21 protein-coding genes and 4 pseudogenes are annotated in these 26,425 nt (G+C 59.7%); 19 read left to right on the top strand and 6 right to left on the bottom strand.

The features are described 5' to 3' along the window. Positions 1 to 794: 794 nt before the first annotated feature. The 3 genes and pseudogenes from O7B34_RS30990 to O7B34_RS32285 all read left to right on the top strand — a co-directional run bounded on the left by O7B34_RS30990 (position 795) and on the right by O7B34_RS32285 (position 1,922). Positions 795 to 1,046, top strand: coding sequence for a hypothetical protein (locus tag O7B34_RS30990; RefSeq protein ID WP_337149509.1), 252 nt, complete (start codon positions 795 to 797; stop codon positions 1,044 to 1,046). 40 nt (positions 1,047 to 1,086) lie between these two features. Continuing rightward, positions 1,087 to 1,264: pseudogene (locus O7B34_RS30985) on the top strand (DDE-type integrase/transposase/recombinase); the annotation flags it as partial. Positions 1,265 to 1,613: 349 nt separating this feature from the next. Continuing rightward, positions 1,614 to 1,922: a hypothetical protein gene (locus O7B34_RS32285; RefSeq protein ID WP_442921024.1), complete on the top strand. Its 309-nt coding sequence runs from the start codon at positions 1,614 to 1,616 to the stop codon at positions 1,920 to 1,922. A 339-nt stretch (positions 1,923 to 2,261) separates the two neighbouring features. On the opposite strand, the pseudogene O7B34_RS30975 reads toward O7B34_RS32285, so the two are convergent. Together O7B34_RS30975 and O7B34_RS30970 are read right to left on the bottom strand one after the other, a co-directional pair. Beyond that, a pseudogene (locus O7B34_RS30975) lies at positions 2,262 to 2,650 on the bottom strand (transposase); the annotation flags it as partial. A gap of 218 nt (positions 2,651 to 2,868) precedes the next feature. After that, positions 2,869 to 3,033, bottom strand: coding sequence for a hypothetical protein (locus O7B34_RS30970; RefSeq protein WP_337149515.1), 165 nt, complete (start codon positions 3,031 to 3,033; stop codon positions 2,869 to 2,871). Between the two features lie 113 nt (positions 3,034 to 3,146). Here O7B34_RS30970 and O7B34_RS30965 point away from each other — a divergent pair. Next, positions 3,147 to 3,659, top strand: a pseudogene (locus O7B34_RS30965) (IS481 family transposase); the annotation flags it as partial. A 54-nt stretch (positions 3,660 to 3,713) separates the two neighbouring features. Further along, a pseudogene (locus tag O7B34_RS30960) lies at positions 3,714 to 3,956 on the top strand (IS1595 family transposase); the annotation flags it as partial. Here O7B34_RS30960 and O7B34_RS30955 read toward each other — a convergent pair. Further along, positions 3,894 to 4,385, bottom strand: coding sequence for a hypothetical protein (locus O7B34_RS30955; protein WP_337149507.1), 492 nt, complete (start codon positions 4,383 to 4,385; stop codon positions 3,894 to 3,896). The pseudogene O7B34_RS30960 and the gene O7B34_RS30955 sit on opposite strands and share 63 nt — an antisense overlap. A gap of 439 nt (positions 4,386 to 4,824) precedes the next feature. Here O7B34_RS30955 and O7B34_RS30950 point away from each other — a divergent pair, with 439 nt between their 5' ends. Genes O7B34_RS30950 through O7B34_RS30940 form a run of 3 tightly spaced genes read left to right on the top strand, consistent with a single transcriptional unit; the run spans position 4,825 to position 8,433 of the window. Continuing rightward, the gene (locus tag O7B34_RS30950) at positions 4,825 to 6,039 is read left to right on the top strand and encodes a glycosyltransferase family protein (RefSeq protein WP_337149506.1); all 1,215 of its coding nucleotides are present in this window, start codon (positions 4,825 to 4,827) and stop codon (positions 6,037 to 6,039) included. A 1-nt stretch (position 6,040) separates the two neighbouring features. Next, positions 6,041 to 7,285, top strand: coding sequence for a glycosyltransferase (locus tag O7B34_RS30945; RefSeq protein WP_337139444.1), 1,245 nt, complete (start codon positions 6,041 to 6,043; stop codon positions 7,283 to 7,285). Beyond that, positions 7,282 to 8,433, top strand: a complete 1,152-nt coding sequence (locus tag O7B34_RS30940; protein WP_337149505.1) for a glycosyltransferase family protein — start codon at positions 7,282 to 7,284, stop codon at positions 8,431 to 8,433. Before O7B34_RS30945 ends, O7B34_RS30940 begins: the two co-directional genes overlap by 4 nt. A gap of 37 nt (positions 8,434 to 8,470) precedes the next feature. On the opposite strand, the gene O7B34_RS30935 is transcribed toward O7B34_RS30940, so the two are convergent. Next, the gene (locus O7B34_RS30935) at positions 8,471 to 9,142 is read right to left on the bottom strand and encodes a class I SAM-dependent methyltransferase (protein ID WP_337149504.1); all 672 of its coding nucleotides are present in this window, start codon (positions 9,140 to 9,142) and stop codon (positions 8,471 to 8,473) included. A 176-nt stretch (positions 9,143 to 9,318) separates the two neighbouring features. On the opposite strand from O7B34_RS30935, the gene O7B34_RS30930 reads away from it, so the two are divergent. Genes O7B34_RS30930 through O7B34_RS30920 form a run of 3 tightly spaced genes read left to right on the top strand, consistent with a single transcriptional unit; the run spans position 9,319 to position 13,392 of the window. Next, entirely contained in the window at positions 9,319 to 12,033 is a 2,715-nt protein-coding gene (locus tag O7B34_RS30930) for an ABC transporter ATP-binding protein (RefSeq protein WP_337149503.1), read from the top strand. Positions 12,034 to 12,067: 34 nt separating this feature from the next. Continuing rightward, a complete protein-coding gene (locus O7B34_RS30925) occupies positions 12,068 to 12,514 on the top strand; it encodes a cyclic nucleotide-binding domain-containing protein (protein WP_337149502.1) in 447 nt (148 codons plus the stop codon). A 23-nt stretch (positions 12,515 to 12,537) separates the two neighbouring features. Then, positions 12,538 to 13,392: an MBL fold metallo-hydrolase gene (locus O7B34_RS30920; protein ID WP_337139439.1), complete on the top strand. Its 855-nt coding sequence runs from the start codon at positions 12,538 to 12,540 to the stop codon at positions 13,390 to 13,392. Here the strand turns inward: O7B34_RS30920 and O7B34_RS30915 are convergent. Beyond that, positions 13,372 to 14,157 (bottom strand): polysaccharide deacetylase family protein, encoded by a 786-nt coding sequence (locus O7B34_RS30915; RefSeq protein WP_337149501.1) that lies wholly within the window; start codon positions 14,155 to 14,157, stop codon positions 13,372 to 13,374. The two genes, O7B34_RS30920 and O7B34_RS30915, sit on opposite strands and share 21 nt — an antisense overlap. After that, a complete protein-coding gene (locus O7B34_RS30910; RefSeq protein ID WP_337149500.1) occupies positions 14,154 to 15,242 on the bottom strand; it encodes a glycosyltransferase family 4 protein in 1,089 nt (362 codons plus the stop codon). Before O7B34_RS30910 ends, O7B34_RS30915 begins: the two co-directional genes overlap by 4 nt. 92 nt (positions 15,243 to 15,334) lie before the next feature. On the opposite strand from O7B34_RS30910, the gene O7B34_RS30905 reads away from it, so the two are divergent. The 8 genes from O7B34_RS30905 to O7B34_RS30870 all read left to right on the top strand — a co-directional run bounded on the left by O7B34_RS30905 (position 15,335) and on the right by O7B34_RS30870 (position 26,357). Continuing rightward, positions 15,335 to 16,495 (top strand): DUF3095 domain-containing protein, encoded by a 1,161-nt coding sequence (locus O7B34_RS30905; RefSeq protein WP_337149513.1) that lies wholly within the window; start codon positions 15,335 to 15,337, stop codon positions 16,493 to 16,495. 114 nt (positions 16,496 to 16,609) lie between these two features. Further along, on the top strand, positions 16,610 to 17,953 hold the full coding sequence (locus tag O7B34_RS30900; RefSeq protein WP_337139435.1) for a nucleotide sugar dehydrogenase: 1,344 nt from the start codon (positions 16,610 to 16,612) through the stop codon (positions 17,951 to 17,953). A gap of 255 nt (positions 17,954 to 18,208) precedes the next feature. Continuing rightward, complete coding sequence (locus O7B34_RS30895) at positions 18,209 to 19,549, top strand: adenylate/guanylate cyclase domain-containing protein (protein ID WP_337149498.1); 1,341 nt, start codon at positions 18,209 to 18,211, stop codon at positions 19,547 to 19,549. Between the two features lie 148 nt (positions 19,550 to 19,697). Further along, a complete protein-coding gene (locus O7B34_RS30890; RefSeq protein WP_337149512.1) occupies positions 19,698 to 21,593 on the top strand; it encodes an ABC transporter ATP-binding protein in 1,896 nt (631 codons plus the stop codon). 26 nt (positions 21,594 to 21,619) lie between these two features. Beyond that, positions 21,620 to 23,488, top strand: coding sequence for an ABC transporter substrate-binding protein (locus tag O7B34_RS30885; RefSeq protein ID WP_442921023.1), 1,869 nt, complete (start codon positions 21,620 to 21,622; stop codon positions 23,486 to 23,488). Between the two features lie 2 nt (positions 23,489 to 23,490). After that, entirely contained in the window at positions 23,491 to 24,489 is a 999-nt protein-coding gene (locus O7B34_RS30880) for an ABC transporter permease (RefSeq protein ID WP_337139430.1), read from the top strand. After that, on the top strand, positions 24,486 to 25,667 hold the full coding sequence (locus O7B34_RS30875) for an ABC transporter permease (RefSeq protein WP_337149496.1): 1,182 nt from the start codon (positions 24,486 to 24,488) through the stop codon (positions 25,665 to 25,667). Before O7B34_RS30880 ends, O7B34_RS30875 begins: the two co-directional genes overlap by 4 nt. Positions 25,668 to 25,877: 210 nt before the next feature. After that, positions 25,878 to 26,357: a class I SAM-dependent methyltransferase gene (locus O7B34_RS30870; protein ID WP_224589980.1), complete on the top strand. Its 480-nt coding sequence runs from the start codon at positions 25,878 to 25,880 to the stop codon at positions 26,355 to 26,357. Positions 26,358 to 26,425 lie beyond the last annotated feature (68 nt).

Here is a 26,425-nt window from a genome sequence, read left to right as displayed (position 1 = left end):
TCGCGAAGATCATTGGAAAGAGGTCGAGTCATCAGATGCTGGCCTCCATTCCAGCCAGCATCTTGAATCACAAAACCGACTGATCCGGAATCCCTTCGATTCCATCAACTCGTGAACCGCTCTAGCCAAGAAGGGATGCTCTAATGAGGACCGCACACACTACGCCGCTGATATTGCGATGCAGACCCAACGGCAGCTCAACCCCGCGTCCAGCGCATGCGAGATGGCACGCTCCATCCCTTGAAGCACAGTCATCCGGGTGACCGCTCTTCAGGTATGCTGCCCTCGCCTTGTCGGCCTCCCGGACAGAGTTCATGGAAGCTGGGTCCAGCTCGCGGCATGCCGCGTCGATCATCTGCTACACGCGGACGCTGGCTGACTGGGATTGGGCAGCCTTCGCAGGCGGCGGTGCCCAATCGGAAGCGAGGGCATCATGAGAACCGCATCGCATCAGGAAATCCGGGATCACTACGTTGCAGTCCGCGACATCCTGAAACGCGCAGGTTGGGATTCGCATCGCATAGCCGGCGAGATCGGCGTCGCGAGGCAGACGTCTTATCAATACGGCTTCAAACCGGACGCGCGGTTCTCGAGTCATCCCGCCCGACAAACTCGACAGGCTGCGGGATTTCACAACCGATATCGAGGCCGAACTCAGGGAGCTCGGCTTCCCCGCTTTCCTTCCGCGCGCCGAGCACATGTGGGTCGTCTTAGGGGCGGGACTAAAGCTGCTTTTGCAAACGACGTCGCCGTGGCGGGCAGCTTGGCATGCCGGCCGGCATTGCGGGGTCGCGATGCCCGGCAAGAACAACGTCATGCATCGGTCGAGGACGCTCTCGGATAACGACGAGCTGTGCGTCGAATGGTTGGGCTTCCGGCACGGCGGCCTCGTCACGAAAGAGGACGCGATGTTCATTTCTGATGTCGATGAATTCCTCGTCGAACGGGTCGGGCATGAGCACGCGGGTTGGCGCATCCAGCCCTCGGCGGATAAGGTCCAGCGCATGCGAGAGCTGCACGAAAGGAGCTTTCTCGATGCTGCGTAAGCCCTCCCGCATGGTGCCTTGGTATGGCACACCGCCGTGCCGCGCCATCGACAGTGTCGGCGACACGGTCGATTTCTTCTTCAGCGAGAACCGTGACTGTTGGCCGCAAGGCGCTTCATCCGCAAAGCGTTGGCAGCATCACGGCCGACCTGATCGTGTCGTCATAGACGACAGCCAGACGAACCGGGGCAATCATTGCCTGCGATGGCGAAAGCAGGTTTTGACAATTGGTCCGCCCGCTTTTGGGAATCCAGGTAAGACGAGCTGGCGTTACCTGATAGGCAAGCAGTCCCGGACTGCCAATTATGCGACTTTTTCGGGCACAGACCGGAGCAGTCGTTACTGCGGCAACACCGTCGGGTACCTCTCGCAGTCAATAAGATTTGCAGATAGAGGTAAGCACTTTGCAATATTGAGAAACCTTAAATTTGACCGGCGAAAGTCACGTAATCGATCTTATGGAACTAAAAATTACGCAGCTATCTAGGCATGTTAGCTCGCATATGCTCGTTAGTTAAATTACGAACCCAGTCGGGGCCAGGGTTCTTCACAATTTCGGAAAGCTTCATGTCAGATCCCCCCAAAGACAGAGACCAGGATAACGGCGACGAGATTTTGCGCCGCCTGTTGAAGACCCCTCCCGATCCAAAGACCGGAAGGGAGGCGACCAAAAGCCCGAGCGCCAGAGGCTCTAAGGACAGTGAGGAGCGCCAAGAGATTGTTATGCTCAATGCCGTCCGAGTCGGTTTTCAGATATTTCCGACCGTTTCTCGTGCGCACATCGATCCAGACGGAATTGCCCTTGGTGTCTATCGTCAGAACTTATTGCCGCCCTCAATAAGCGAGATTAGCTGGTCAATGGTTCGACACCACTGACTGCTGCCTTTCCCGCCCAAGCCTTGAATGCGGCGGTCTGCGTCGTCGTTATCGGGTTTGTGACAACTGACTCGGAATGTCCGGCCATTGGTTTTTTCCTGTGTGTGGCCACAGGCCGACTTGACGGACTCGCCGGTAGGTTTAATTTGGTAATCGTTCTCATGTGCCTAGCCGTCCTTCCCTGTGGCTTGGTGCATCAACGGCGGTGATTCGGGAAAATCACCGCCGTTTGCATTCGGACAGATAGAAAACAGAGCTAGTAACCCTAAATTTCAAGATACCCGCTTTTCGCAGGCGATTTTTTCTTACGCAGAAGCAGTTTGCGCGCCTTTTTGCTTGGGCGAGGCCGGATTCACCAATCCGCCGATAGGTCAGGCGCTTGTCGCGGGCCATGGGAAGCAAGTCTTCAGCGCGTTCTGCATCTGAGATTTTCAGCGCCGTTGCGGCGATTGTAGCGGAAATCGAACTCAGCCAAGCAGCGGTGAATGGGATTCGCCGCAATGCTGGTACACGCCGATCATGCCGCGCTTGAAGACCGAGAACACGTTCTCAATCATGTTCGAATGGTCGACGCGCCATCCTCGTAGGAGACGTACTCGCCAGCGGAATGATTGGTCGTCTTGTGTGAGGCGTATTCCTCGCCCGTCACGGTGTAGAGTTCGGGCTGATCGGTGTAGGTTGCGGTCGGCATTGCGCACCAGGATGTCATGCACAACGCCCTTGGTCGCGGCTTCTCCTTTCGTTGCGGAACTGGCTGCCTGGGAATCGTCTCCGTTGAGCGAGCATGTGAGCGCCGAGTACCGCGGCACCGCAATGATCGTGTTAGCGAAACTTCGAGGTTTCGAACATTTCAAATAGTCAGCGATTCGGGACGCAAGAGCCCTGCCGATGCCGCGGCTGGCGCTTGTAACGAGAGCCGTCTTGCCCTTGGCCTCAGGAAGAATGGTCATGCTGTTTGAACCTTCGATGTATTGACCGGGAGCGAATTCATGGCCACGATCGTGTCGTCGAATGAAACGAGTTTGCCTTCGGAGCCGTGCCCCATCGCAACCTTAGCGGCGACTGCGCTGGCAAAGAGCGCTGATCGCCTGAGGTCCCAGCCCTTGAAGATGCCGACGATGATGCCAGCGGTGAAGGAATCGCCGCAACCCGTGGTGTCGAAGCCTCGACGTCGAAGGCCGGCAAATGGAACTGGGGCGAGACGTAGGCTCCGTCGGCGCCACGCTGGCCAAGCGCTACGGGATCAACCACAAGACGGTCGCGAATTGGAAGACGCGGACTTCGGTGGCCGATCTGCCGACTGGCCCGAAGGAGCCGCGCTCGACGGTGCTCTCGATCGAGGAGGAGGCGGTCATCGTAGCCTTCCGGCGGTACACGCTGCTGCCGCTCGACGACTGCTTTATGCCTTGCAGCCAACCATTCCGCATCTGACGCGGTCTTCATTGTATCGGTGCCTGCAACGCCATGGCATCGGCCGCCTGACGGATGTCGAGGGTGACAAGCCCGCCAAGAGGAAGCTCAAGAGCTACCCGATCGGCTACTTCCACATCGACATTGCCGAGTTCAGGACCGAGCAGGGCAAGCTGCACATGTTCGTAGCCATCGACCGCACCTCGAAGTTCGCCTCCGTCGAGTTGCACGGCCCACCGCCGTATCGAGAGACTTCTCGCTGCGGCTGATCGCGGCCGTTCCCTACAAGATCCTACCGTGCTTACCGACAACGGCATCCAGTTCACCACTCTCGGTGCCGGTGGCTCGGCGGTGCCGCTGATCAAGGAGGCAATCGCCAATGGCGAGATCTTTGAGCGCTCCAAGATCGGCCTGCACAAATGGGTGCTAGCTTCGCATCTGTATGCTTCGTGCAAGAAAGGCATGTCAGCTCACCAGATGCACCGTATGCTTGGCGTCACCTACAAGACCGCTTGGTTCATGGCGCACCGTATCCGCGAGGCCATGGCGGAAGACGTTAAGTCATCTGGCCCGCTTGGCGGCGAAGGCAAGATCGTAGAAGCCGATGAAACCTACATTGGCCGCGTGGACCGCGATTACCGCCCCCAGCCATGGCCACGGGCGAGAGCTTAGGGCCATGATGCGCGCGCTGATCGTTGTGGCCGCGTTGATAACAGCTGCTGGTTGATTGCCACCACGGCGCTCCCATCTCGACACTGCCGGCAGGCGCTCGGCGCCCAGTGGTGCAAGGATATCCACATCCGCTTCTTCGTCGGCGGCGCCCAGGGCGATGCCTTCGGCACCATGGTCGAACTGCCGCCCCAAGAGATAACTAGAGGCCATCGCGATCGACAAGTAACTGGTCTTGCACACGCCCACCTGTGGGCGGTGCGTTGTCAGCGCTGGCATCCACTCGATTCTTGCTGAAATTCCGGCTAGCTTGGGCGACAGATGGCTCAGTTCTGGTCGGTGAATCACAATCAGACCGCCCGTCAAGACATTGATGGGCAGCACCTTTGGTCCCCCAAGACCGAGAGCAATGGCGCGCGAAATGAGTTCCACAACAATATGGGCCGTGCGCCGCCGGGCGACCGATCAATTGGCTATATGGGCAGGATAGCGATTTCGCCTTCACCGCTCCGAACCAATGGAGTTCGGAGACACCGGAACTTTTTGGAATCAAGAGGGATGATTTCTGCCGATCTTTTGGATACCATATTCCCCTTCGATCCTTCCCAAAACGACAACAAGGTGTCTCGGCCCGCTCCCGCCGAGGCGATATTCGCCAATCCAACAAGTTTCGGACTAAGACAATCGGAAAGCCTGTCTGAAAGGCATTCCACAGAAGTAATACGTATTAAAAATGGCGGCTCATTTTTCAAAACCACGATGGTTTCGAAGCCGGCGCGTCGCTCACGGTCCTCAAGGCGAGAATTCTAAGAGACGTTCAACAATGACCCAGCACGCAGAAAATGCTCGAATTCTTATGTACAGCCACGACACGTTCGGGCTCGGTCACTTGCAGCGCTGCCGGACGATCGCGCATTCGCTGGTCGAGGATTTTCGCGGACTTCAGGTGCTTATCATTTCGGGTGCGCCTATCGCTGGCGCCTTCGACTACCGCGCCCGTGTCGACTTCGTGAAGATCCCCAGCGTCATCAAGCTGCGCAACGGCGAATACACCTCGCTGGAAAAGGATATCGATCTGCATGAGACGCTAAGGATGCGCCAGTCAATCATCCGCCACACAGCCGAGACCTTCCGGCCGGATATCCTCATCGTCGACAAGGAACCGCTCGGCCTGCGTGGTGAGATTGAGGATACGCTGTCCTACCTCAAGACACGGGGCACCACGCTCGTGCTGGGCCTGCGCGAGGTGATGGACGCGCCGCATCTGCTCGAAGCAGAGTGGGCACGCAGGGATGTGATGCGCAAGATCGGCCTGTTCTACGACAAGGTCTGGGTCTACGGGCCGCCGGATTTCTATGATCCATTGACCGGCCTGGATGTGCCGCCGGCTGTCAGAGCAAAGATGAAGTTCGTGGGTTTCCTGCAACGGAGCCTGCAGAAGAACGAGTTGCCGGGCCACCGGCCCGAGGGCGACTATATCCTCGTTACGACCGGTGGCGGCGGTGACGGCGGTGAGTTGATTCACGACGTCATCGATGCCTACCAGCAGGATCCGCAATTGCAGCATAGGGCGCTGATCGTGCTTGGGCCTTACATGCCGGCCCGCAAGCGCAACAAGCTGCTCAAGAAGGGGTCCGAGATCCCGTATATCAAGATCATCGAGTTCGACAACCGCATGGAAGAGCTGATTGCCGGCGCCAAGGCGGTGGTGGCGATGGGCGGTTACAACACCTATTGCGAGATACTGTCTTTTGACAAGCCGGCGCTGATCGTGCCGCGCATTAAGCCCCGCGAGGAACAACTGATTCGTGCACGGCGCGCCGCCCAACTTGGCCTCATCGAGATGCTTTTGCCGGAAGAAGCAGAGGATTCTCAGCGGTTTGCCAATGCACTGGAAGTGCTGCCAAACCGGCCCCGCCCATCGCAGAGCAATCCGCATCTGACGCTGGAAGGGCTGCCTCATATTTCCGAAATCGTCGCGGAACTGCTCGACCGGCGGGCCGGCCATCACCTTTCGGTCATTGAAGGCATGAGCTGAGTTGCAACATCGCAAGATCGTCGTGGTTCTGAAGGGCTATCCGCGGCTGTCGGAAACCTTCATCGCGCAGGAACTGCTCGGTCTAGAGCGTTCGGGGTTCGACCTGATACTTGTCGCGCTCAGGCGGCCGACCGACGCAAGACGCCACCCCGTGCATGACGAGATCAAAGCGCCCGTCCATTATCTGCCGGAATATCTGCATCAAGAGCCGCTGCGCGTGGTCCGCTCGCTGTTTGCTTATCTGCTGCGGCCGGGCTTCTGGCGCGCGCTCGGATCGCTAGCTGCCGATATCCCCCGCGACTTTACGCGCAGTCGCGTCCGTCGCTTCGGGCAAGCGCTCGTGCTGGCGGCCGAATGGCCGGAAGACGCGGGGTGGTTGCATGCACATTTCGCGCACACGCCGGCATCGGTGACGCGCTATGCCAGCCAGCTTCGTGGCCTGCCCTGGAGCTGCTCGGCCCATGCCAAGGACATCTGGACTTCGGCAGACTGGGATCTGGCTGGCAAGCTTTCCTCGGCGCGCTGGACGGTCACTTGCACGAAAACCGGGTTCGACCGTCTGAAACAACTCGCTAACGGCAACGCGCGTGTGCATCTTAGTTATCATGGGCTCGACCTTGATCGCTTCGGCAGTTTCGGCGAGGTGCGAAAACAGCATGACGGCTCGGCGCCGGACAAACCAGTTATCGTTCTGAGTGTCGGGCGCGCCGTTGAAAAGAAAGGTTACGATACCTTGCTGGAGGCCCTTGCCCTCTTGCCTGGTGATTTGGCGTGGCGTTTCGAGCATATCGGAGGCGGCGAGGAACTGGAACGGCTCAAGGCGCTGGCGCAAAAGCTCGGACTGAATGGTCGCGTCTGCTGGAAAGGCGCGCTTGCGCAGGAAGAGGTGCTTGAGCACTACCGCTGCGCCGACATCTTCGCCCTGGCCTGCAGGATCACGGCAAATGGCGACCGGGACGGTCTGCCAAATGTTCTCGTTGAGGCAGCTAGCCAGCGGCTTGCCTGCGTGTCCACCGACGTTTCTGGTGTGCCGGAGCTTATATCGCCGGATGAAACCGGGCTGCTGGTGCCGACCGATAGCCCAATTGCCCTGGCACAGGCGCTGGAGCGCCTGATCCGTGATCCCGTGCTGCGCGCCCGCCTCGGCGACGCCGCAGAGCGGCACGTGCGCGGCAATTTCGATCATGTGGCGAGCATTGGACAGCTCAAGGAACTGTTCGAGCGCGAGTGGCGGGCCGCCGAATGAAGCAGCTGCGTGCCTTCCTCTATGTCCAGCACCTGCTCGGTATCGGCCATCTCGCACGCACCAGCCGCGTCGCGGCGGCTCTGGTCGATGACGGGTTTGACGTAACCGTCGTGACCGGCGGAGCGCCGATCGCGGGGTTTCCAGGACTGGGGGTAAAATCTGTCACCCTGCCACCTGTCACCTCCGGCGATGAAGGATTTTCCGGACTTGTCGACCTGCAGGGCAAACCCATCGACGATGATTTCAAGAAACGGCGTTCGGAGATGCTGCTGCAGGCATTCCGGGATTGCAGGCCTGATATCGTCATTGTCGAGGCGTTTCCATTTGGACGTCGGCAGATGCGTTTCGAACTCTTGCCGCTGATCGAGGCCATCGACGCGACGTCGCCCAGACCGCTGCTGGTGACGTCTGTCCGTGATATCCTTCAGGAGCGCGTCAAGCCGGGCCGAAACGAGGAAACGATCGATCTCATCAACAGGCATTTCGACCTCGTTATGGTCCACGGCGATCCGGCTTTCGCAACCATCGACAAGACATTTCCACTGGCTGGGGCGATCAGGGCTGAGGTCATCTACACAGGGCTCGTTGCGGGAGCGCCATCGCCCGCGGTCTGCGAGCGCTTCGACATTCTGGTGTCGGTTGGCGGCGGGGCTGCCGGAAAGGGCCTTGTTCACTCCACCATCGCAGCGGCGCGGAACGCCAAAAACGGTTGGAAATGGTGTTTGATCACCGGCCCAAACCTGCCGAAAGTCGAGTTTGACACGATCGCACGCGATGCCACGCCTGGCCTGTCCATCTTCCGGTTCCGCGAGGATTTCGCCAGCCTGCTGACCGGCGCCCGCCTGTCAGTCTCGCAGGTGGGTTACAACACGGTCTGCGATGTGCTGCGCGCGGGTTGTCGCTCCCTGCTTGTCCCATTTGCAGTCGGCGGAGAAACCGAACAAACGGTTCGCGCCCTGATGCTCGAAAAACTCGGTCTGGCAACGGTGTTGACCGAAAAGGACCTGACGCCTGAAGGTTTGACCCAAGCGATTGAACAGGCGTTTGGAGGGCCGACACCAGCCTCGCACCGTCTCGATCTGGAAGGCGCGCGTCGCTCGGCGCAGATTCTGCGTGAGCGGTATCGAACCTGGTCCCCGAAATCCTGACGCGGGCCGCGTCTGGGTTGGATTCGTGCAAAGCGCGTCAAACAGTTCCAATCAGCATGAAGCGCGTATATTTTTTGGTCGGCAGTTCACCGGAGAACCGCACCTCCCGTAGCGCCGCCATTGCTTCGAAGGCTGCCTGTGAAGCCACGCAGTTGATATGCGTCGGCTCGCTGAAATAATCATTGGATTGCAGCAGTACGTTCGTCCCTCGCGGAAGCAGGGCAAGCCAGGCACCCAGATCAGCTATGTGTTCGCAGCTCGTGTTGACCACCAGGTCGGGCCGCCCGGCGGCATAGTCGAGTGCGTACATATCTTCCGTCAGCGCCCGGAAGCGGTCGCCGGCTTCCCGGTTGAGGGTCAGTGCGACCGGCCCGACTTCAGGATCGATGTCGATGCTGTCGATCGCCGCAATGTCGAAACGGGCGTCGTTGAAAAGCATCGCCGGCAACACGCCGTACCATCCACCCAGAACCCATATGCGCCCGAGCCGGCCGGCGTAACTTTCGAACAGCCTGTCGAGCGCCCACATCTTGCAGGCGACCTGCTTGTGGTTGAAGGCGTTGGCGATATCGGTGTTCGGATGCTTGGCGATGACGCGCGCCAGCCCTGCCACGAGAGGGCTTTTGACATAGGCCGCAATTCCTCGGGTGAGATCCAAGGCTTGCTCGTGCCCGTCCATGCCGGCATTGCGCGGTTGCGTGACATCCATCATATTCGCCTTGTATGTTGGGATTTCGGGCGACACAACGCAATCTTGCTGAGCGCAGCACTACTTCCGTGCACTGCAGCTTCGAGCTTGTCATTGGCGACGAAGAAATTGCCGATACGCCATTCGCCAGCAGGTGCTTTTGCATCCATCCTTCCAACTGAGGTCCACAGTCGCATATGGAACCCAGCCTAGCTCGCTATATCTGGACGCACACCAAGAAGCAGCAGGTCTGGATATTGCTGATCGTCGTGCTCTCGATGATCCCGTATTTCATGTCCTTCAACCTGCCGAAGCTGATCGTCAACGGCCCGATCCAGGGCCGCGGCTTCGAGCAACCCGACGCGACCCTGCCATTCATGAGGTTGCACTATAACCTGCCGTTTATTGGCGAGGTCCTGTTCTTCTCCGGTTTTCAGCTCGGCCGCAAGGCGACGCTGCTTGCGCTGAGCATTGTGTTCCTCTTGCTGGTCGTCATCAACGGCCTGTTCAAACTCTACATCAACACCTACAAGGGCCGTCTCGGCGAACGCATGCTGCGGCGTATCCGCTTCGATCTTGTCGATCGTGTGCTGCGGTTTCCGCCGATTTACTTCAAGCGGGTGAAATCCGCCGAAGTGGCGACGATGGTGAAGGACGAGGTGGAGCCCTTGGGCGGCTTCATCGGCGATGCATTCCTGCAGCCGGTGCTGCTCGGCGGCCAGGCGCTGACGGCCATGCTGTTCATCATGGTCCAGAACGTCTGGCTCGGAATGATAGCGGTCGTGATCGTGGTGATCCAGATCGTGCTCATCCCGCGAATGCGGCGGCGGCTACTCGTGCTCGGGCGCCAACGGCAATTGACGGCGCGCGCGCTTTCGGGCCGGGTTGGCGAAATCGTCGACGGCATCGGCGCGGTTCACGTCCACGATACGTCAAACTACGAGCGCGCCGACATAGCTGCCCGGCTCGGGCTCATCTTCAAGATCCGCTTCGATCTTTACCAATGGAAATTCATGGTAAAGTTCCTCAACAATTTTCTCGCGCAGCTCACGCCCTTTCTGTTCTACATGATCGGCGGGTATCTGGTCATCGGGGGCCGGCTGGACGTCGGCCAACTCGTGGCCGTGATCGGCGCCTACAAGGACTTGCCCGGACCGATGAAGGAACTGATCGATTGGGATCAGGATCGGCAGGATGTCCAGGTCAAATATCAGCAGGTCGTCGAACAGTTTACCGTCGACAACATCATTGCGCCGGGAATCGGAGCACTGACGATCGACGATCCCGGTCCGATGACAAACCCGCTGTCGGCGGTCGGTCTGTCCATGGCAGACGATGGCGGTGCAATGCTCCTCAACCGTATCTCCATGCAGGTCAAGCCTGCTGAGACGGTGGCGCTGGTCAGCACCCCAACAGGTGGAGCGGAGGCGCTAGCAGAAGCCTTCGCGCGGCTGAACTGGCCGGACAGTGGAAGGGTCACTTCGGGCGCCGACGACCTGCTTGAACTCCCCGAAGCAGTGACCGGCCGGCGCATGTCCTACGCCTCGTCGGATGTTTTCCTGTTCCAGGCAAGCCTCCGCGATAACCTGCTCTACGGGTTGAAACATGCGCCACTGACATCGGTGACTTATGACGGTGCCGCGGCAGACCAGCACCGCTGGAGCATCGACGAGGCGCGCCGGTCGGGCAATCCGGATCTTGATATCCACAGCGACTGGATCAACTATGCTTCCGCCGGGGCTACCGGACCGCACGACCTCTTTGAAGCCGTGCGCCGGGTGCTCGACGCGGTTCTTCTGTCGCGCGACATTCTGGATCTTGGCTTGCGCTCTTCGGCAGACCTCACGCGTCACACGAAGCTTGCCGGGCGGATCGTCGAACTGCGTGCGGCGCTGCGAACCCGGCTGGAACAGGAAGGGCTGCGCGAACTGGTGGTTCCTTTCGAGCCGGGCGCTTACAACACGGAAGCGACGATCGGCCAGAACCTGCTTTTCGGCGCTGCCGCCGGCCCCGAACTGGGCGACAAGGCCCTGGCGGCCAATCCCTATTTTGCTTCCGTGCTGAAGCAAGCCGGCCTCGACCGCACGCTCTACGAAATGGGCATGGAGATCGCCGAACAGGCGATCGAGCTGTTTGCCGACCTGCCGCCCGATCACCAGTTCTTCCAGCAGCTCGCCTTCATGAGCGCCGAGGAGATCCCCACCTACGAGACCTTGCTGCAGCGGCTCAAGAACCGTCCCTACGAGGCGGTTTCGGAGGCCGACCGCGCCATGATCATCACCTTGAGCTTTGCCTATATCGAGCCCCGGCACCGCTTCGGCCTGCTGACCGACGAGCTGATGAGCAAGATCGTCGCCGCACGCAACCAGTTCTATGAAAACCTGCCGCCCGAGCTGCAAAACGCGATCGAACGGTATGATCCCGCCAAATACATCGCCGCGGCCACCGTCATGGACAATGTCCTGTTCGGGCGTGTGGGCAACAACCATCCCGACGCGCCGGACCGCATACGCTCCATCGTCTATGAAATTCTTGACGAGCTGGGGCTTTATGCCGAGCTTCTGGATGTCGGCCTGGATTTCAACGTCGGCGCCGGCGGCAGGCGGCTGACCGGTGGACAGCGACAGAAGCTCGATGTTGCCCGGGCCCTGCTCAAGCGTCCCGATTTTCTCATTTTCAACCGGCCGCTGTCGGCGCTCGATCAGCGCATTCAGGACAAGGTGCTGCGAAACGTGCTCGAGGAAGCCAGACGCGACGGCCATTCGCCGGCGATTGTGTGGGTCGTGACGAGTCCGGCAATGGCGATAGGGTTCGATCGTGTTATCGTCTTTGACTCGGGTCAATTGGTGGAAGACGGTACACACGAGACACTTTTGGCAGGGAACAGTATCTTCAAGGAACTTCTGTCATAGTCTGGCAGACGCGAATTTAGGAAGGTTTGCGACAATGCTGCTCAAGGATGAAGTTGGAATGCTGCAACGCGTTCCCTTGTTCTCTGGCATTGAGCCGGCCAAGCTCAAGTTGCTCGCGTTCACATCCGATCGCGTGAACTACAGCGCCGACCAGATTCTTTTCCGGCAGGGCGACGAGGCAGACGCCGCCTATGTCATCCTTTCAGGCAGGGCGGATATTCTGGTCGATTCCGACAGCGGGCCGATAAAAGTTGCCGAACTGCTGCCAAATTCGATCGTCGGCGAAATCGCCATATTGTGCAACAGCTCCCGCACTGCCACCGTCAGAGCGGCAAGTGATCTGGAGGTTTTGAGAATCCGCAAGGATCATTTCCTGAGGCTTATGAAGGAGTTCCCGGAAATGACGATCGAGATATTGCGGGTTCTTGCCGATCGGCTGAGCCATACGACGGCGGATCTGATCGACGCACGAACCGCCTAGAGCCACGATGGGCGAAAAGTAGTATGGACGACGATTTTTTCCTGGTCAGGTTTTGGGGCGTGCGCGGCAGCATTGCGGTATCCGGGCCGGAATTCGTTCGCTATGGCGGCAACACAAGCTGTATTGAGATGCGATGCGGCAAGCATACGCTTCTATTCGACGCGGGCTCTGGCCTGCGGCCTGCCGGCAGGGCGTTTCAGGCGGCGGATGTGACCGATTTCGACCTGCTTTTCACTCATTGCCATTACGATCACATCATCGGGCTGCCGGCTTTTGCGCCGATCTTTGACCCGAGCGTCAAGCTTACCCTTTGGTCCGGGCATCTTGCAGGACGCATGACGACCCGGCAGATGATCGATGAGTTCATCCGGCCGCCGTGGTTTCCGGTGAAAATGGACGTCTGCAAGGCAAAGCTCGACTGCCGCGATTTCGTGTCCGGAGACGTGCTTCGGCCGCGCGAAGGGGTGGTGGTTCGGACCGGCAGCCTTACCCATCCGGGCGGCTGCATAGGCTACCGGGTCGAATGGGGCGGCCGCGTCGTGGCGGTGATCACGGACACCGAGCACGAGACGGGCAAACTCGATCAGTCGGTGCTCGGCCTGATCGACGATGCCGACCTCGTCATTTACGATTGCACCTACACCGAGAAGGAATTGGAACGCCGCCGCGGTAACGGCCACTCGACATGGCAACAGGGCGTCAAGCTCTGTGAGGCGGCCGGTGCGCGGGGGCTCGCGCTGTTTCACCACGATCCAACACGCACCGACGAGCAACTGGACGAGATGGAGAAACTGGCCAAGGACAGGTTTGCCGGCGCGTTTGCCGCGCGGGATGGCCAGACCCTCGAATTTACAGTCTCATCGCATAAAAAGCGCTGAGCTGTTTCTTCTACCGGCGCTGCGCGCGATCAATGTCCTGATCGGAAGCCATGCGCAGGCTTCAGTCCGTGCGGTGACTGCGAACAGCCGTTCGAGGAAAAGCCACGCCGATTCATCATGTACGAGATGGTGGGTGAGCAGGCCGACCGGTTCGTCGTCGAATGCATGCTGCAAGTGCGCGATGATAGCCTGAACCAATAGGCCGTGATCGCGGCAGCCGCGCGTGCCATGCCAATCCATGATGTCGACATTGCTGTTGATGACCGCCAGTGGAGCCGGCTTCGGCGGCCCATAGACCGACAATGCCGCAAATCCTATCGATCCAAGGTCGGATACCAGGCCGGCGTCGATCCTGTTCCAGGGTGGCACCAGCATCGGAACGGCACGTGCGCCGTGCAGGCCGGTTACGTGCGCCAGCCCGCGAACCAGTTCATCGAGCACGGCCTCGCGTGGCCGATGGGCGCCGAGTTCCTGCTTTTTCTGACCCTCAGGCGCGTGATTTCGATGCACCCAGCCATGGATGGCGACCGTGGCATGCGGCGCCTCGTCAAGCCGGGCGACAAGCTTCTCATCAGTGAGCGCCGGAATGACGGCCAGAGTGACCGGAACCGCGAATTCAGCCGTGAGGTCGAGCAGCCGATCAAGCGCAGCCGTCGGATCCACGGCATCATCGTCGCGCAGCCAGAACTCTGCCTTACGACCCGCCCGTTGCCGGCCCGCCAGTTCTTCCACCAAGGACTGCCAGATCCGATCGGACGATGTCATGAAACCGGGACCTTCGGAAGAAGTTCGGCCAGATGCGCCGCTGCAACGCCGAGGGAACGTTCTTCAAGGATGAAACGTCTGGCTTCTGCAGCCATGATGGTTCTTTCATCGTTACGGGCAAGAAGCCTTTCAATGGCAGAAGCGAACGCCGCCACATCGCGCGGCGGGGTGAGAAACCCGGTCTGGCCATCTCGCACGACTTCCGGCACGCCGGCGATGTCCTGAGCCACCACCGGAAGGCCAGCGGCCTGTGCTTCAAGATAGGCAACGCCATAGGCCTCGCCGTAACCCGGCCAGACGTAAATTCCTCCACCGTAGAGGACATCTGGCACGGCGGCTGGCTCAATCGCGCCAAGCCATTCGATACGGTCGGCGGCAAAGCCGGCGAATTGCGCCTTGACCTCGTCATGGGCAGGCCCGTCGCCGACGACCGACATGGTCCAGGGCAGGTGGCCGATCAGACCGAGCGCTTGCGCCAGCATGCGATAGCTTTCGACTTTGTCGCCCGGGCGCATCATGGCAACGGCAACGAGGCGCGTCGGACAACCTCGTGCCGGCATTTCCTGGAATACCGATGTGTCGATAAAGGGCGACAGCATATCAAGAGCGACCCCGGGTATCGCATCTGCCAGTCCCTGACGATCCCTTTGCGTGAAGCAGATGTTCAGCGCCGCCTGTTCGACGGCTCGCACCACCAACGCTTGCGTATCGGCCCACAAACCGGCATTGCGCCGCCTCGAATAGGAAGCTTCCGCCGTCACATAGGGGACAGCAAAGGTCGACGCCAGCTCGGGCCCGATCAGGTCGGGCGCTTTGTAATAGGGATGATAGCAGAACCATAGATCGGGCTTGCCGTCACGATCCCAGAGCCTGGTCAGCCGCGCGGCTTCCTCTCGGGCCTTTATCTTGAGCGCATCGAAACTTTTCGGCTCCGGTTCGCGTAGATAGAAGCGCAATTCGGATGCCAGTTCGACGCTGTGTCCTCCATGTTCCAGCGCCTTGACCAGCGTGCGTGCCATCTGGCGGTCGCCGGAGGCAACGGAATGATTGGGTGACTTCAGCGGCGCGTAGAAGGCAATTCGCATTGCGCGACCCTATCATCGGAAAGCATGCGCAAGTCAATTTCGAAGCATCATCGACTTCACCTTCAAGCAGTGGAATGTGCTATCTGATGCTCATGGAAACAGCTGCCGCGTCGGACCCGTTTATCGCTTCTCTACCGGTCTTCGCAAAGTTCGAAAGCGTTGCCGATATCGACAACTATCGGCCTCTCCCCGATTGCTGGGCGCTGGCCACCGCCGACATTGTCGGCTCGACCAATGCGATCGAGACTGGACGCTATAAGACAGTCAATATGGCCGGCGCCAGTGTCATTTCGGCCCTGCTCAATGCGCTGGGTCGGCAAGATCTTCCCTTTGTCTTCGGCGGCGACGGGGCGCTCGTCGCATTTCCCGGCTCGGCAGTGGAGACCACCCGCAACGCGCTGGCGGCTGTCCAGAGATGGGTGGCGGACGAACTGGACCTAACCCTGCGTGCCGCAATCGTGCCGATAAAGGATATTCGAGCGCAAGGCCTCGATGTTCGCGTGGCAAGGTTCCAAGCATCCGATGCGGTTTTCTATGCAATGTTCGCCGGCGGTGGCGGCAGTTGGGCGGAAGCCGAGATGAAAGCGGGGCGCTACCGCATCGATCCTGCGCCGGCCGGCGCACGGCCGGATCTGACCGGCCTCTCCTGCCGCTGGAACCCGATCGAAACCCGGCATGGCGAAATCGTCTCGATCATAGCCATACCGGGGGCGTCGCGCGACCTGCGCGGTTTTCAGTTTCTGGCATCTGACATCATCGCCCTTGCCGGCAGGCAGGAACGCGATGGCCACCCGGTGCCGGTGAACGGGCCGGATTACAGCTTGCTGCCCGCCGGCCTCGATATTGAGGCGCGGGCCACGGCGCCGGCAGGACGGCGGTGGCTGTCGAAGCTGTGGATAGTGTTCCTGATGACGCTTACGGCCATCACCGACAGATACGGCTGGACGATCGGCAGTTTCGATCCGAAGATCTACAAACGCGACGTGGCCAGCAATTCGGATTTCCGGAAATTCGACGACGGCTTGAAGATGACCATCGACGTTGACGCTGATGTGTTGCAACGGATCGAGAACCGGCTGAAACAGGCGGAAGAGGCGGGCATCTGCAACTATGGCCTGCACCGCCAGAAATCGGCCTTGATGACATGCCTCGTCGCCTCGCCGCTGCAGCGCGATCACGTTCATTTCATAGATGGTGCCGCCGGCGGCTATGCGATGGCTGCCGCAAGCTTGAAGGCAAAGTTGCCGGTCTGATGGCGGCTTGCGAGAATCCATTTTCCGCAATATGCCTCGGGCATGGTTCCTGGGACCATGGTAAGCCGCGCCTGGCAGCGACCAGCCTATCCGAATTAACGGGAAAGCAGATTTTTGGACGCTTCACGATCGGCATATGACCGTCTGCTGAACCGTATCTCGACGCACGCCGCGCAGGTCGGCGTGATCGGATTGGGCTATGTCGGGTTGCCGCTGGCAATTGCGGTCGCACGCGCCGGCTTCCCGGTTTTCGGCTTCGACATCGAAGCCCAGAAGGTCGAGAGCCTGAACAACGGCCAATCCTACATTGAGGCGGTGACGTCGACAGACCTCGCCGGCCACGTGGCGAGTGGACGGTTCCGCGCCACAGCGGATTTTGCCGAACTGTCCGTCTGCGATATCATCATCATCTGCGTTCCGACACCGCTGACGAAAAACCGTGAGCCGGACCTCTCCTTTGTCAGGAACACGACTGGCGTCATCGCAAAGCATCTGCGTCTCGGCCACCTCATCGTGCTGGAATCTACCACCTATCCCGGCACAACCGACGACGTGATCAAGCCCATACTGGAAGAAACCGGCTTGCAGTCGAAGATAGACTTCTTCCTCGGCTTCTCGCCCGAACGCGAGGATCCCGGCAACCGCAACTTTGAAGTCGCGACGATCCCCAAGGTCGTGGCAGGTGACGGCATTGAAGCGGCGACGCTCGTGCAGGCTTTCTACCAAGGCGTGGTCAAAACCGTCGTTCCGGTTTCCAGCACGGCGACCGCCGAGGCAGTCAAACTGACGGAAAACATCTTCCGTTCGGTCAACATAGCGCTCGTCAACGAATTGAAGGTCGTGCTCGGCGCGATGGGCATCGACATCTGGGAGGTGATCGAGGCGGCCAAGAGCAAGCCCTTCGGCTACATGCCTTTCTATCCTGGCCCCGGATTGGGCGGGCACTGCGTTCCGATCGATCCCTTTTACCTGACGTGGAAGGCGCGCGAGTATGAACTGCCGACCCGCTTCATCGAGCTGGCGGCAGAGATCAACACTGCTATGCCGCGTCATGTGGTCGATGAACTGGCGAAAGCGCTGGACCGGCGCTGCGGCAAGGCGCTCAGCCGCTCGCGCATTCTCATCATAGGGCTCGCCTACAAGAAGAATGTGCCCGATATCCGCGAAAGCCCCTCATTGCGGCTCATTGAACTCATCGAGGAATGGGGCGGCAAGGCGGAATTCCACGACCCGCATGTTCCCGATATTCCGACCACACGAGAGCATATGGCGATCAAGGGGCGCCGCTCGGTCGAATTGACCGAGGCGGCCTTGAAGGATTTCGATGCTGTCGTCGTTGCAACCGACCATGACGCGATCGACTATCAGACAATCGCTGATCACGCCGTTCTGATCGTCGACACACGCAATGTTTTTGGCCGTCTCGGGCTGCTCCGAGAGACGGTGGTGAAGGCCTGACGGCGTCCCAGCCGGCAAATTTTTTGCCCGGATGTCAGGATCGTGATTGCACTCCAGCCGCAGCTTCGCCACATAACGCCACAAGACATGAATGCAGCCTGTCCTTGGTTGCAAGGACGGTCATTCGGGTAATTCCTTCGCCGTTCTGCCGCCGAAGCCGACCCCGTTGACTTTGGGCATCTTTGGCACGCTGGCGGACTGTGTTATGGCGGATCGAAGGATAATGGCTCCGTCTTCGACGGGTTTCGAGGTGGTATGAGCACGGCGCAAGCAGAAATTTCCACAATTCTCATGGATAAGGTTGCCGACTGGCTGACTCAGTCGGCGCTGGCGGGCAACGAGCTGGAAACATTGGTAAAGGGGTTTTGCGAACGGCTGGCTGCTGCCGGCCTGCCGTTGAAGCGGGTGCATTTGAGCTTTTCGATGCTTCATCCGCTTTATGACGCGCTTGGCTTCACCTGGATTCGCGGCCAAGGCATGGAAGTGGAAGGCTTCCGCAAAAAGGACGGCGTTCATTCTGACAGGTTCCTGACCAGCCCATACTACTATCTGCTCAGCAACAAGCTCGACCATCTGCGGCGTCGGCTCGACCCGTCGGTCCCGTCGGAATTTCCTGTTTTCGATGAACTCAGGCTTATGGGCGTGACCGATTACATGGCTTTCGTCCATCCCTTCAACGGCAATACCAGTCAGGGCATGATCGGGTCCTGGTCCACCGACAGTGCTTCAGGTTTCAGCGAGAGCATGATTTCGGCGCTGCTGCGTATCCAAAACCATCTCGCCATCGCAACCAAAATGGCGGTGCTCACCAAGTTGGCCGACAACATGATGACCACTTATCTCGGCGGCGACGCCGGCAGACGCGTGCTGGACGGCCAGATCAAGCGCGGCGAGGGCGACACAATCCGGGCCGCACTGGTCATGGCCGATATGCGCGGGTCGACAAGGCTTGCCGAAACTTCTGGCCGCGAAATCTACATCGATACGCTGAACCAGTTTTTCGATGCCATTGCTACACCTTTCAATCGCAAAGGCGGGCAGATCATGAGTTTCATAGGTGATGGCTTCATTGCCGTCTACCCTTGTGAAAGACATCGCTCGCATTCCGAGACCGCCTGCCAGTCTGCTCTGGCGGCAGCGCACAAGGCCACCGCGCGCATGGTGGATCTCAATCTGCGAAGGAAGGAAAAGGGGTTGTCCGACATAAAATTTGGCATCGGCCTGCATGTCGGCAACGTGATGTTCGGCAATGTCGGGCTTACCGACCGGCTCACATTCTCTGTCTTCGGCTCGGCTGTAAACGAGGTCCAGCGCCTCCAGACCCTGACCAAGAAATATCCGCACCGCGTTCTCGCCAGCAAAGACTTCGCCAGCTATTGCGGCGCCAGCAGCTGGCTGACGCTCGGCAGCGAGGAACTGGCGGGGATCAAGCAGAAGCTGACGGTGCTTTCACCCGATCTGTCGGGCGCTCTCTCACTCGATGAAGACGGTGCGCTGGAGCCGATTTACGACCGGAGATCGGAGGCCGAGCAGGTCATGCTGCTTCATCGCGATGCCGCACGGCAGTCGGCGGGCGACCCGAGGAAGCTCCAGTAGCCCACCCCAATCTGATCCGAACGCCTTTGGTAAGCAGTCCGGTCGCCGGTTCCGCCGCAGGCGACCGTGTCGAATCCAAGTTGCTCTAGACTGGCAATGCGCTAGTCTCTCGCTTTCTGGACGTTGCCAGAGTGGGGCTGGTGTGAGAATGAATTCGGGCGTTGATCTACTACGGGTCGAAGATCTTGGCATCTCTTTTGCCATTATCGGGGGACCATTGCACGCCGTCAGGCGCGCAAATCTTCGCGTCCTTCCCGGCAAGGTTACCGCGCTTGTGGGCGAGTCCGGTTCCGGAAAATCGGTTCTCAGCCAGGCAGTGATGGGCATTTTGCCGAACACAGCCCATGTTCGTGGCCGTATCCTATTTTCCGACCCTGAAAAGCCCGGCACGACACAGGATATCCTGCAGATGCCGCGTGATGGACCCGAAATCCGGGCGTTGAGGGGCAGCCGCATCGGCAAGATCTTTCAAGAGCCGATGATATCGCTTTCGCCGCTGCACACGATCGGCAACCAGGTCAGCGAATCCCTGCAGATTCATACGCCGATGGCTCGGGCAGAGCGCAAGGCGCGGACCGAGGAAATGCTCAGCCTTGTCGGCTTTCCCAATCCCAAGCGCGCCTACGACATGTATCCGTTTGAACTTTCGGGAGGATTGCGTCAGCGCGCCATGATCGCCATGGCGCTTATCTGCCGGCCCGCCCTGTTGATCGCCGACGAGCCGACGACGGCGTTGGACGTCACCATCCAGGCGCAGATCCTACAATTGCTGCGCGGGCTTCAGAGCAAGCTGAATATGGCGATGCTGCTGATCACGCACGACCTCGGCGTGGTCGCCAATGTCGCCGACGAGGTGGTGGTCATGTACCATGGCGAGATCATGGAAGCGGGACCAGTCGAGGCGATATTCCGCCGGCCAGGTCACCCTTACCTGAAGGGCCTGATGGCAGCTGTTCCGCATTTCGACCTGAAGCCGGGCGAGAGGCTAAAGGCGCTCCGCGAGGTGCCGGTGAACGTCGGCACCCTGCTGGGCAAGCAGACGGCGCCGGCATCGAAGGGGCCGGACGACATCCTGTTGTCGGTCAGGGATCTGACAAAGGTTTTTACCATCCGCAAGTCCGGATGGTTCGGCGGGGATCGTCAAACCTCTGTTCGCGCCGTGGACGGCGTGAGCTTCGATATCAGGCGTGGTGAGTGCCTGGGCCTGGTCGGCGAAAGCGGTTGCGGCAAAACCACCGTCAGCAAGATGCTCATGCGGGCTGTCACGCCTAGCGGCGGCTCTGTGATCTTCAATGGCCGCGATGGACCGATCGACGTATTGGGAGGCGACAGAGACGCCCTGCGCCTGCTGCGCGCGAAAATCCAGATGGTCTTCCAGGATCCGGTTTCGTCGCTTTCACCTCGCATGACGGTGGAAAATATCTTGAGCGAGCCGCTGGAAATCCATCAACGTGGCAATGCCGCGTCCCGACTAGCCACCGTCAAGAGCCTGATGCAGGCGATCGGGCTCGATCCGCGCTTCATCAAGCGTTATCCTCACAGTTTCTCCGGCGGGCAGCGTCAGCGTATCGGCATCGCGCGCGCGTTGGCCCTGGGGCCAGAACTCCTGATCTGCGACGAGCCGGTTTCGGCGCTCGATGTCTCTGTCCAGGCGCAGATCCTGAACCTCCTGAAGGACCTGCAGAAGGAACTGGGCCTGACCTACCTGTTCATATCCCACAATCTGGCGGTGGTGGACTACATGGCGGACCGCATCGCGGTGATGTGCGGCGGGCGTATCGTCGAGCTTGCGCCGCGCGAAATTCTGCTCAGGAAACCGGTCCACCCCTACACGCGCTCACTGGTCGCCGCAGTCCCTTTCCCCGATCTCGACCGGCCGATGGATTTCAAGACGCTGAAGCTCGGCGGCGCTTCCGACGCCAGCGCATGGGGACCGCAATTCCACGACGAGGGCGAAGAGGATGTGCTGTCGCCGCTCGATCTTGGCGGCGGTCACCTCGTGCTGGCCCGCCGTTCGGCCGATCTCAGCGAGCTACGCCTGTGATCAGCCGGCGCACCGTCCTTGGGCTCATGGCTTCGGCATTTCTGCCGGGCACGTCGCGCGCTGGCGATCTGGAGCCGGATTTTCTTCAGCCGCAGCTGACGGCCAGGGCGCTGCCGGCACTCGCCGAACGCCTGCCCAAGAGCCCGCGCGTATTGAATCTCGCTGCGATGGGCCGGCAACCCGGCAAGTATGGCGGCACGCTGCGTACCATCATAGGCAGCCAGAAAGATATCCGGATGATGACGATCTACGGATATGCCCGCCTGGTCGGCTATGACGAAAGGCTTAACTTGCAAGCCGACATTCTCGAAAGCTTCGACGCAGCGGATGATCGCATCTTCACGTTCAAGATTCGGGAAGGGCATAAATGGTCCGATGGCAGCCTGCTGACGCCGGAGGATTTTCGCTATTGCTGGGAAGATGTCTGGCTGAATGATGAGCTTTCGCAAGGCGGGCTCGCCCCTGCCCTGCTGGCGGACGGCAAGCCGCCACGTTTCGAGATCGTCGATCCGTTGACTGTCCGCTATAGTTGGGAGGCGCCCAATCCCGACTTCCTGCCCAAGCTTGCCGCTGCTTCGCCGACACCGCTTGTTTTGCCGGCCGCCTATCTCAAGCAGTTCCACAAGAAATACCAGGATCCATTCCGGCTCGCCGGCCTGATGAAGGAGAACCGGGTCCAGAAATGGACGCTCCTGCATATCCGCATGTCGCGGCAGTATCGCCCGGAGAACCCGGAGCTGCCGACGCTCGATCCCTGGCAGAACCGGACCAAGCCGCCGGCTGAGCAGTTCATCTTCGAGCGAAACCCGTTCTTTCATAGAATAGACGATGATGGCCGGCAACTGCCCTATGTCGACCGGATTGTCATGAATGTCAGCTCGTCAGCGATCATTTCCGCCAAGACCGGTGCGGGTGAGAGCGATCTGCAAAGCATGGGAATTGACTTCGCCGATTACTCTTTTCTGAAGGATGCGGAGAAGCGCTATCCGGTGAAGATGCATCTGTGGAAACGCACACAGGGTTCGCGGCTGGCGCTGTTGCCCAATCTGAATTGTGGCGACCAGGTGTGGCGTGGCCTTTTTCGTGACGTGCGCGTGCGCCGCGCGCTTTCCCTCGCTGTGGACAGGCGCGAGATCAATTTGGCCGTGTTCTACGGATTGGCGCAGGAAAGCGCCGATACGGTCCTGCCGGAGAGCCCGCTCTACCGGCCGGAATTCGCGAACGCATGGATCGCCCATGATCCCGACCAGGCCAACGCCCTTCTCGACGAGGTCGGGCTTCAAGCGCGCGACGATGATGGCCTGCGGGTACTTCCCGATGGACGCCCCGCGCAGATCATAGTGGAAACGGCCGGCGAAAGCACGCTGGAAACCGACGCGCTCGAACTCATCACCGATCACTGGCGCCAGATCGGCATCGCCCTGTTCGTCCGGACTTCGCAGCGCGACATCTTCCGCAGCCGCGCACTTGGCGGCCAGATCATGATGTCGATGTGGTCGGGCATCGACAATGGCGTGCCGACCTCCGACATGAATCCGTACCAGTTGGCCCCCACCATCGACGACCAGCTGCAATGGCCGCTCTGGGGCACTTACTATCTGTCCCATGGCACGATGGGTGAGGCGCCCGATCTTCCTGAAGTGGTCGAGTTGATGGCTTTGCTCAAGCGCTGGAACGGATCGACCAAGGCCGCGGAGCGCGCCGAGATCTGGAATTCGATGTTGTCGATCTACACCGATCAGGTGTTTTCGATCGGCACGGTGAACGGAACGCATCAGCCGGTTCTGGTGTCCTCGCGGCTGCGCAATCTGCCTGACAAGGCGCTCTACGGCTATGACCCGACCGCCTATTTCGGTGTCTACATGCCGGATACATTCTGGCTTGGAGAGTCCTGAGCGTGTTTCGATATATTGTCTGGCGCATCGCTGTGATGGTTCCAACGCTGCTGATCATATCGGCGCTGGTGTTCACGATCATCGAACTTCCCCCAGGCGACTATTTCGACAGCTATGTTTCCGAGCTTCGGGCTCAGGGCGAAGCGGTGGATTCCGATCGCATCCAAATGATGCGGAAGGAATATGGTTTCGACCAGCCGCCCGTCATTCGCTATTTCTACTGGGTCGGCGGGATGCTGCACGGCGATTTCGGCTATTCCTTCGAGTATGAGCTGCCGGTTCGCGACGTCGTCGGGGACCGAATGTGGCTGACCGTGCTGGTTTCCTTCGTCACGATCATCTTCACCTGGCTCATCGCCTTTCCCATCGGCATGTACTCCGCCACGCATCAATACAGTTGGGGCGACTACGGCCTTACTCTCTTCGGCCTTCTCGGCCTTGCCATTCCGAATTTCATGCTGGCGCTGATCCTGATGTATTTCGCCAATATCTGGTTCGGCACCTCAATCGGCCATCTCATGGACCCGCAATATCTCAGTGAGCCGATGAGCTGGGCCAAGGCGAAGTCGATCCTCGCCCATCTCTGGATCCCGGTCTTGATCATCGGCACCGGCGGCACGGCAAGCATGATCCGGCGGCTGCGCGCCAATCTGCTCGATGAGCTTCACAAGCAATATGTCGTGACCGCGCGCGCCAAAGGCCTTCATCCGTTCAAGGCACTGGTCAAATATCCGCTGCGCATGGCGCTCAATTTCTTTATTTCCGACATCGGCTCCATCCTGCCGGCCATCATCTCCGGTGCCGAAATCACGGCGATCGTGTTGTCCTTGGAAACGACTGGGCCGATGCTGATCAAGGCGCTGCAGAGCCAGGACATGTATCTGGCGGGTTCGTTCCTAATGTTCCTCGCCTTCCTGACGGTCATCGGCGTGCTGATTTCCGACCTGGCGCTGGCGCTGCTTGATCCACGAATTCGTTTGCAGGGCGGCAGCACCAAATGAACAAGGAATCGCCCCTGCCCGCTCCGGGTGCCCCACTGCAACACTTCGTTTCCATCGCGCCCTTTGACCTGCAATCAGTCGAGGCGATGACGGCGGAGCAGTCGAAGGTCTTTCAGGCGTCGCAGTTGCGGCTGATGTGGTGGAAATTCCGACGGCACCGGCTTGCCCTTGTCTCCGGCATATTTCTGGCAGCGCTCTATTTCGGGATACTGATCTGCGAGTTCCTGGCGCCCTACAATCTGCACACACGCAACATGGACTACATCTATTCGCCGCCGCAGCGGGTACACCTGTTCCATAACGGCCAGCTTGTCGGGCCGTTCGTCTATGGTCGCCAGATGACGCTGGATATGGAAACACTCAAGCGGAACTACATCGACAAACAGGATGATGTTCAGCGGATTCGTTTCTTCTGCAAGGGCGACAGTTACCGGTTCTGGGGCCTGGTCGAAGGTGACTGGCATTTTGTCTGTCCTGCCGAAAACGGCCAGCTCTTTCTGGCCGGCACCGACAGGCTGGGGCGCGATGTGCTGTCGCGTATCATCTATGGCGCACGCATTTCACTGACAATTGGCCTTGTCGGCATCAGTTTCAGCTTCCTGCTCGGCATTGTCATAGGCGGACTGGCTGGCTATCACGGCGGTATCTTCGACCTGATCGTTCAACGGATAATCGAAGTTCTGCAATCGATCCCCAGCATTCCGCTATGGCTGGCTCTGGCGGCGATCATGCCGATTACCTGGAGTCCGATCCTGATCTATTTCGGCATCACCGTCATCCTCGGGCTGCTCCACTGGACCGGACTGGCGCGGGCCGTGCGTTCAAAGCTTCTGGCCTTGCGCGAGGAGGATTACGTTCTGGCCGCGCAATTGATGGGCGCCAGCAGCAGCCGCATTATCCGGCGGCACCTCATCCCCGGTTTCATGTCGCATCTGATCGCGACGGCGACGATCTCCATACCCGGCATGATCCTGGGCGAGACGGCGCTGAGCTTCCTTGGGCTGGGCCTGAGGCCACCGACAACCAGTTGGGGCATCCTGCTAACCGAGGCGCGCAGCGTCAGCGTGATCGCATTCTATCCATGGCTACTTTTGCCGATGCTCCCCGTCGTTCTCGTCATCTTGGCGTTCAACTTCCTCGGCGACGGCTTGCGGGACGCCGCGGACCCTTACAAGTGAGATCGCTATTCCGCCGCGCGCCGGGCCGCCGGCTCCACCCGGTACGATCCCTGCCGGCAGCCAGTTCGGTTGTTGCAGTGTTTATCATCCGCCCCTATACGTGCCGACACGCAATCGAGCTTGGCGCGTCGTCTTCGGGATGCACTCGTGAACAGTTCTTGTCGCGGGCATTGCCGATCTCTTGATCTGGTTCAGGACACACAAAAGCATATGAGTCGGCTCGAGAATTTCATCAGCAGGATGACCGCGCAGCGTGACATTCTCGATCACGTCTGCCCCGAGGTGGCGAAGATGGAAGGGCTGGTGCTCGAGCTCGGCCTCGGCAATGGCCGGACGTTCCACCATCTGCGCGAGCGCCTGCCCGGGCGTCGGATCGTGGTGTTCGATCGCGAAGTCGGCGCACACGCCAGCTCAATTCCCGAAGCTGAAAACCTCGTGCTCGGCGAAATACGCGAGACTGCCCGCAAGTTCATTGGCATCGAAGCCGCCCTTGTTCATGCCGACATCGGCACCGGCTATGATGATCGCGATGCAGTGACCGCTACCTGGCTTCCCGATCTGATTGCGAGCATGCTTCGCGTCGGCGGCTTCGCGGTCAGTGGCACGCCGCTCGATCACCCGCTGCTGCAACGCCTCCCGACGCCGACGTCCGAGCCCGCCGATCGTTATTTCCTCTGCAAGCGCGTGTGAGCGGCCGAGAGCGATTCACGGAAACGCTGCTCCAACGCAATTCCCAAGAGAAAGCGTTTCACGCTTTT

The organism is Mesorhizobium sp. Cs1299R1N3 (assembly GCF_037179625.1).
Taxonomy (GTDB): domain Bacteria; phylum Pseudomonadota; class Alphaproteobacteria; order Rhizobiales; family Rhizobiaceae; genus Mesorhizobium; species Mesorhizobium salmacidum.
This window is presented reverse-complemented; position numbering and strand designations above follow the sequence as displayed.